The organism is Mesorhizobium sp. M5C.F.Ca.IN.020.29.1.1 (genome assembly GCF_003997375.1).
GTDB classification, from domain to species: domain Bacteria; phylum Pseudomonadota; class Alphaproteobacteria; order Rhizobiales; family Rhizobiaceae; genus Mesorhizobium; species Mesorhizobium wenxiniae.
The window spans coordinates 1-7496 of record NZ_RZSW01000305.1 but is presented as its reverse complement, the minus strand read 5'-3'; the positions used below and the strand labels follow the sequence as shown (position 1 = coordinate 7496).

Annotated in this window: 8 protein-coding genes; 5 read left to right on the top strand and 3 right to left on the bottom strand. The window is 62.7% G+C overall.

The annotated features are described in order from the left end of the window. The first annotated feature begins 124 nt into the window (after nt 1–124). The gene (locus EOA85_RS22105; RefSeq protein WP_127211169.1) at nt 125–550 is read left to right on the top strand and encodes an OsmC family protein; all 426 of its coding nucleotides are present in this window, start codon (nt 125–127) and stop codon (nt 548–550) included. Between the two features lie 87 nt (nt 551–637). Here EOA85_RS22105 and EOA85_RS22100 read toward each other — a convergent pair whose 3' ends face one another. Together EOA85_RS22100 and EOA85_RS22095 are read right to left on the bottom strand one after the other, a co-directional pair. Further along, entirely contained in the window at nt 638–1267 is a 630-nt protein-coding gene (locus EOA85_RS22100; protein ID WP_029352879.1) for a MarC family protein, read from the bottom strand. Nucleotides 1268–1345: 78 nt separating this feature from the next. Beyond that, nucleotides 1346–1882 (bottom strand): hypothetical protein, encoded by a 537-nt coding sequence (locus EOA85_RS22095; protein ID WP_127211168.1) that lies wholly within the window; start codon nt 1880–1882, stop codon nt 1346–1348. 86 nt (nt 1883–1968) lie between these two features. Here EOA85_RS22095 and EOA85_RS22090 point away from each other — a divergent pair, with 86 nt between their 5' ends. Together EOA85_RS22090 and gyrA are read left to right on the top strand one after the other, a co-directional pair. Then, nucleotides 1969–2823, top strand: coding sequence for an AraC family transcriptional regulator (locus tag EOA85_RS22090; protein ID WP_127211167.1), 855 nt, complete (start codon nt 1969–1971; stop codon nt 2821–2823). Nucleotides 2824–3015: 192 nt separating this feature from the next. Further along, nucleotides 3016–5820, top strand: a complete 2805-nt coding sequence (gyrA, locus tag EOA85_RS22085) for a DNA gyrase subunit A (RefSeq protein ID WP_127211166.1) — start codon at nt 3016–3018, stop codon at nt 5818–5820. A 38-nt stretch (nt 5821–5858) separates the two neighbouring features. Here the strand turns inward: gyrA and EOA85_RS22080 are convergent, their stop codons facing one another. Next, nucleotides 5859–6011, bottom strand: a complete 153-nt coding sequence (locus EOA85_RS22080) for a hypothetical protein (protein WP_082982506.1) — start codon at nt 6009–6011, stop codon at nt 5859–5861. Nucleotides 6012–6308: 297 nt separating this feature from the next. Here EOA85_RS22080 and coaD point away from each other — a divergent pair, with 297 nt between their 5' ends. Continuing rightward, a complete protein-coding gene (coaD, locus tag EOA85_RS22075; protein ID WP_127211165.1) occupies nt 6309–6809 on the top strand; it encodes a pantetheine-phosphate adenylyltransferase in 501 nt (166 codons plus the stop codon). A gap of 75 nt (nt 6810–6884) precedes the next feature. Beyond that, nucleotides 6885–7475, top strand: coding sequence for a peptidylprolyl isomerase (locus EOA85_RS22070; protein WP_127211164.1), 591 nt, complete (start codon nt 6885–6887; stop codon nt 7473–7475). Nucleotides 7476–7496 lie beyond the last annotated feature (21 nt).

Sequence of the window (7496 nt, the reverse complement as noted above, 5' to 3'; positions counted from 1 at the left end):
GCGATGTCCCTTACGCGGGCGAAAAACGCCAGCTACTTGAGGCCACGAGTTGGCGTCCCGAAAATCTGTCTTGGATTTCGGGACGTTCTGCATTTAAGCGGTGCGCAGTGAAAGGACGTATTAGGTGAAAGCACGGGTCAAGTGGGTCGAGGAGCGCACCTTTGTCGGCGAGTCCGGCAGCGGCCACAAGTTGGTGCTGGGAACTGCGTTCGGGCCGGAAGGCAGGACGCCGGGGCCGAGCCCGATGGAGCTTGTGCTGCTCGGCACCGGCGGCTGCTCAGCCTATGATGTCGTCCACATCCTCGAAAAGAGCCGCGAGGCGGTCGAAGACTGCGTGGTCGAACTCGACGCCGATCGGGCGGAGAAGGAGCCGCGGGTGTTCACCCGCATCCATATGCATTTCATCGTCAAGGGTCGCGCGCTTTCGCGCGACAAGGTGAAACGGGCGATCGACCTGTCGATCGAAAAATACTGCTCGGCGACCGCGATGATGGCAAAGACCGCCGAGATCACCCACGACTTCGAAGTCATCGATACGATGGCGAGGTAGGATAGCGCCTGGTGGCGGCGGTTCGCCGCGCGAGCTGGACGACGATAATGACAGCCTCGGCAATCAAGCGCGAGGCCGCTTTCGTTTTCATGCCGCCATCAGCGCCTTGATGCCGTCGGCGACGAACTGCACGGCGAGCGCCGCCAGAATGACGCCGAGCAGCCGCGTCAGGATCGAGCGGCCGGTCTGGCCGAGGATGCGGTCGATGCGCTCGGCCAGCACGAACACCAGGTAGGTGATGACAAGACAGATCGCGATGATGCCGACAAGGGCTGCCTGCGCGCCAAAACCTGGAAAAGAGCCGGACAGCAGGACGGTCGCTGAAATCGCGCCCGGACCGGCGATCAGGGGGATCGCCAGCGGAAAGGCGGCGATGTTGTGGATCATGTCCTTGGTGATGGCGACGTCGCCGATCTTTTCCTTGCGGTCCTGCCGGCGCTCGAACACCATTTCAAAGGCGATGAAGAACAGCAGGAACCCGCCGGCGACGCGGAACGCCGGCAGCGTGATGCCGAACACCGACAGGATCGATGCACCGGCGATTGCAAACAGCGCCATCACCAGGAAACCAATGATCGAGGCGCGGACGGAAACCTGGTTGCGCTCCTCGCGGTTCATGCCGCGCGTCACGGCGAGGAAGAGCGGTGCCAGGCCTGGCGGGTCGATGGTCACGAGAATGGTGACGAAGGCGTTGAACAGGCTGTCGAAGCTCGGCATCTCTGACCCTCCCCGCCGGGCCGTGCCCGAGACCCCTGCATTGGTAGAGCAAAGCAGCGTCAGGGGAAACCGTGCAGGTCAGGTGCTGCCGGCTCGCCGCGCCAGGAACTCGACTTCGAGCCGCCAGGTCGCGCCATCGTCCTGAGAGCGTTCGCCCAGCCAACGGAAGGAGTTTTCGGTAATCCGGGAAAAGCTCCAGCGCACCGAGGCGCCGCTGCCGTCAGCGCCTTGCTGGACGATGGTGTCGCCCTCGGCCCGGCCGAGCTGGCGGCTGTAGTACTGGGTGCGCGGATCGCTCCAGAAAATATGCCAGGCCTCGACGCCGGGGTCATAGACACGCAATGTCGTGCCATAGAAAGTCCATTTGCCGAGGGAGGGTGAGGGACCGGCGTCGCGCGCCGGCAGGATCCATACGTCCTGGATCGCGCGGCCCTCGAGCACCCAGCCGAAATGCACCTCGCCGCGCCCGGTCAGCACCTGGCCGTCCTCGAGGTGGCGCGTGGCATCGAATGTCCAGGCGCCGACGAAGCGGCCGTAAAGGTTCAGTTTTTCGGCCAGGTCCCCGGCAGGCTCGTCGCTGTGCAGGGCTTCGACAAAGGAAGATGAATTGAACATGACTTCGACCTCATCTTGTCAGGAGACTGGAGGGAATAGGCGGCGGCAGGGTTCTGTGCTTGGGAAAAATTGCTATCTTTCAAGCCATGACAACGAGCGCGCATACACTGGCGTCCGGACGAGGCTGGCAGGTGTTGGACGTGGTCTGCACCGCCGGCGCCTCCGATCGCCCTTTCGAGGAAGAGCACCGTAATTTCTGCGTCGCCGTGGTGACCAATGGCACATTCCGCTACCGCGCACGCCAGGGCAATGCGATGCTGACGCCGGGCGCGCTCCTGCTCGGCAACCCTGGCACGTGCTATGAGTGTGGGCACGAGCATGGCGCCGGCGACCGCTGCCTCTCCTTCCAGTTCGAGCCGGCCTATATGGAACAGATCGTTGCCGACATGCCGGGCGTGAAGAAGCTGGCCTTCGAGACGCCGCGGCTGCCGCCCTTGCCGGCGCTGGCACCGCTGCTGGCCGAGGCGGAATCCGCACGCGAGATGGCCGACGTCGACGCGTTTGAGGAAATCGGTCTGCGGATTGCCGGCGCAGCCGTCGCCTCCGGCGTCACGCCTGCTGCCCGGATGCCGAGCCGCCGCGACGAGAAACGTGTCGCGGAGGCGGTGCGGCGCATTGAGCTGGATGCCGACCGGCCGGTCTCGCTTGCTGCGCTTGCAAGCGAGACGGCGACCAGCCCGTATCATTTCCTGCGCACGTTCCGACGCGTCGCGGGCATGACGCCCTACCAGTTCCTGCTGAAAACCCGGCTGCACAGGGCGGCGGTGCGGCTGCGCATGTCGGACGAGGCGATCTCGACGATCGCGTACGAGGCGGGGTTCAACGATTTGTCGACCTTCAACCGCCGATTCCGGCGCGTGATGGGGGAGGCGCCCGGCGCCTATCGGGTCCGGCGGCGAGGCGATAAATTGCCGAACGCATCCGCCGTTCCGGCGTTGTGAAGCAAATTGGCCTGACAATGAGCTTTGCCGCGAGAGCGACGAAAAAGCGCCTCGGCCATATCGTCGCAATCAGTGATATCCTTTTGAAATCACCACAAAAATCGACACTGGAAAACTACCGCGGATATTGGAGTTTCGACCCGGCTTCCTATATAAGCACCGAGTGATTCCCGATTAGATTGTGACCTGATTTTGACCGACCAGAAGACACCGCGCGGCGCCGACGGCGGCCCGACCGGCATCGAGCCGATATCCATCCTCGAGGAGATGCAGCGCTCCTACCTCGATTACGCCATGAGCGTGATCGTCAGCCGTGCGCTGCCCGATGTGCGAGACGGGCTGAAGCCGGTGCATCGCCGCATCCTCTATGCCGCCCATGAGAGCGGCTACCACTGGAACCGCAAATACGTGAAGTCGGCGCGCCCGGTCGCCGACGTGATGGGTAAATACCATCCGCATGGCGACGCCTCGATCTACGACGCCTTGGTGCGCATGGCGCAGGATTGGTCGCTGCGTGTGCCGCTGATCGACGGGCAGGGCAATTTCGGCTCGATCGACGGTGATCCGCCGGCGGCGATGCGTTACACCGAATCGCGCCTGACGAAGGTCGCGCATGAGTTGCTGGAAGACATCGACAAGGACACCGTCGATTTCCAGGACACTTATGATGCGTCCGGCAGCGAGCCGAAAGTCCTGCCGGCGCGCTTTCCAAACCTGTTGGTCAACGGCTCCGGCGGCATCGCCGTCGGCATGGCCACCAACATCCCGCCGCACAATCTGGGCGAGGTCTGCAACGGCGCCATCGCCCTCATCGACAATCCGGCGATCGATCTGCCGGCGTTGATGGAGATCATTCCGGGGCCGGATTTCCCGACCGGCGGCATCGTGCTCGGCCGCTCCGGCATCTACAGCGCCTATTCGACCGGCCGCGGGTCCATCGTCATGCGCGGGCGCGTCAACGTCGAGGCGCGCGGCAACGACCGTGAATCGATCGTCATCACCGAAGTTCCCTACCAGGTGAACAAGTCGTCGATGATCGAGAAGATGGCGGAGCTGGTGCGCGACAAGCGCATAGAGGGCATATCCGATATCCGCGACGAGAGCGACCGCCAGGGTTACCGCGTCGTCATCGAACTGAAGCGCGACGCGGTCGCTGACGTCATCCTCAACCAGCTCTACCGTTTTACGCCGCTGCAGACGTCGTTCGGCGCCAATATGGTGGCGCTGAACGGCGGCAAGCCGGAATTGCTGACGCTGACCGACATGCTGAAGGCGTTTGTCGCCTTCCGCGAGGACGTGATCAGCCGGCGCACGAAATTCCTGCTGCGCAAGGCGCGCGACCGCGCCCATGTGCTGGTCGGCCTTGCCATTGCCGTCGCCAACATCGACGAGGTCATCAAGCTGATCCGCACCGCGCCGGACCCGCAGACGGCGCGCGAGCAGTTGATGGAGCGGCGCTGGCCTTCGGGCGACGTCGAATCGCTGATCCTGCTGATCGACGATCCGCGCCACCGCATCAACGAGGACGGCACCTACAATCTGTCCGAGGAACAGGCGCGCGCCATCCTCGAACTGCGCCTGCAGCGCCTGACCGCGCTCGGCCGCGACGAAATCGCCGACGAGTTGAACACGATCGGCGACGAGATCAAGGACTACCTGGACATCCTGTCGTCCCGCGCCCGCATTCAGCAGATCGTCAAGAACGAGCTTGCCGCCGTCCGCGACGAGTTCGGCACGCCGCGCCGCACCGAGCTCTCCGAGGGCGGGGCTGATATGGAAGACGAGGACCTGATCCAGCGCGAGGATATGGTCGTGACGGTCAGCCATTCCGGCTACATCAAGCGCGTGCCGTTATCGCTCTACCGGGCGCAGCGGCGCGGTGGCAAGGGCCGATCCGGAATGTCGACCAAGGAAGAGGATTTCGTCACAAGGCTGTTCGTTGCCAACACGCACACGCCGGTGCTGTTCTTCTCCTCGCGTGGCATCGTCTACAAGGAAAAGGTCTGGCGCCTGCCGATCGGCAATCCGCAGTCGCGCGGCAAGGCGCTGATCAACATGCTGCCGCTGGAGCAGGGCGAACGCATCACCACCATCATGCCGCTGCCTGAGGACGAGACCAGCTGGGGCGAGCTCGACGTGATGTTCGCCACCACCCGCGGCACGGTGCGCCGCAACAAGCTGTCGGACTTCGTCCAGGTCAACCGCAACGGCAAGATCGCGATGAAGCTGGAAGAGGAAGGCGACGAGATCCTCGGCGTCGAGACCTGCACCGACAATGACGACGTGCTTCTGACCGCAAGCTCCGGCCAGTGCATCCGCTTCTCGGTCAGCGACGTGCGCGTCTTCCAGAGCCGCAACTCGGTCGGCGTGCGCGGCATCGCCATGGCTGCCACCGACCGGGTGATCTCGATGGCGGTGATCGAACATGTCGAGGCGCCGCCGGCCGAGCGCGCCGCTTATCTCAGGCGAGTGGCGGCGGAAAGGCGGCTCGCCGCCGGCATTGCGGCGGGCGAGGACGAAGACATTCAACTCACCAATGAGGAAGTCGGCGAGGAGACGGAGCTTTCCGACGAGCGCTACGAATTCCTCAAGGCACACGAGCAATTCGTGCTGACGGTGACGGAATATGGCTACGGCAAGCGTTCGTCTTCCTATGATTTCCGCCTTACAGGGCGCGGCGGCAAGGGCATCCGCGCCACCGATGTGTCGAAAGTGGCTGAGATCGGCCGTCTGGTGGCGACTTTCCCGGTCGGCAATGACGACCAGATCATGCTTGTCTCGGATGGCGGCACCGTCATCCGCGTGCCGGTCAACGGCATTCGTTTCGCCAGCCGCGCCACCAAGGGCGTGACCATCTTCAACACGGCCGACGGCGAGAAGGTCGTTTCGGTGGAGCGGATATCGGAACCGCAATCGGACGAGGAAGCGGAAGAGAGTGTCGAGGGCGACGCAACTCTGGATATCGATACCCGGACAACAACGCCGAGTAGGTCTTGACGGGCAATGCCGGCCCGATGGGCCGGCGCCGTCAACAGCTAGCGGTGGCGAAACGGCTTGCGGATACCAAAGCCTCCGAACCGCTTGGCATTGGACTTGGCGCGGACGCGCTCTGCTTCCTGATGCAGCCCGAATACGGTGGCGATCAGCATGGCGACGGTCATTGCGGTGGCGAGCATGTAGATCAGCATGTGCGTGTCTCCTGCACCTAGCAACGATTAAATGGGGTTTTGGTTTCATCTCCTGAAGCTGCAACCTAGTGAACGCTGCGTGAAGGCTTCGTGATCGGCCCGTTCATTGGTCGTTCATCTCGGCCAAAAGGTTCACACAAAGCGCGTCGCGATTACCGTGGCTCAGGCGTTGCGCTTTGAGGCTCTGTTTGGGTGCATGTCGTTGTCCAAAACCGCTGCACACTTTTGGGCGACATGCATTGGCGGCTCGCTGATCGGATTTGCCTTTGCGAGAGAGGCTCGCTAGAAGCACCTGCCATGACCGAACGCATCGCCCTTTATGCCGGCTCCTTCGACCCGCTGACCAACGGCCATCTCGATGTGCTGAAGGCATCGCTGGCCGTGGCGGACACAGTCTATGCGGCGATCGGCATTCATCCCGGCAAAAAGCCGCTGTTTTCGTTCGAGGAACGGGTCGGCCTCATCGAAGCAGCGACGAAGGCCGAATTTGGCCGCGACGGCGCGCGCATCAAGATTGTCGCTTTCGACGGGCTGGTCATCGACGCGGCCAGGAAGCAGGGCGCCTCGATCATGATCCGCGGCCTGCGCGATGGCACCGATCTCGACTACGAGATGCAGATGGCCGGCATGAACGAGACGATGGCGCCGGAACTGCAGACAGTTTTTCTGCCCGCCAGCCCTTCGGTGCGAACCATTACCGCCACACTTGTCCGTCAGATAGCCTCCATGGGAGGCGACATCCGCCCCTTCGTGCCGGCGGCTGTGGCCGGCGCTCTTACCGCCAAATTCGCGAAATAATGCGTGTCGCCCCAACGTGGAACCCGGCTTTGGGACAACGACATGCTTGAAACAAAGGTTTTCGGAGAAATATCCATGCCGCTCAAAAGGCTCGCCACCTGCTTTGTCGTTGTTTTCAGTCTTGTGGCTGCAACCGTTTCGGCGTTCGCGGCCGATCCTGAAAACACCATGATCATAACGCTGAAGGGCGGCGACGTGACAGTCGCGCTCAGGCCCGATCTCGCGCCGAAGCATGTCGAGCAGATCAAGAAGCTGGTTCGTCAGGGCGCTTACGACAACGTCGCTTTCCACCGCGTCATCGACGGCTTCATGGCGCAGACCGGCGACGTGAAGTTCGGCAACATGAAGAACGGCTTCAACTCCGATGCTGTCGGTACTGGTGGTTCCGATCTTCCCGACCTACCGGCCGAATTCTCGACGTCCGAGCGCTACGAGCGCGGCGTGGTCGGCATGGCCCGCTCGCAGGACCCGGATTCCGCCAATTCCCAGTTCTTCATCATGTTCGCGCCGGCGCCGCCGCTCGATGGCCAGTACACTATCGTCGGTAATGTCGAGAACGGGATGGAGTTGGTGGACCAGATAAAGAAAGGCGATGCGGCACAGAACGGGGTTGTCACTGATCCCGATCGCATGATCAAGGTGCGCATCGCCGCCGACGGCAAGTAAACCCATTAGTTCCAAAGGATA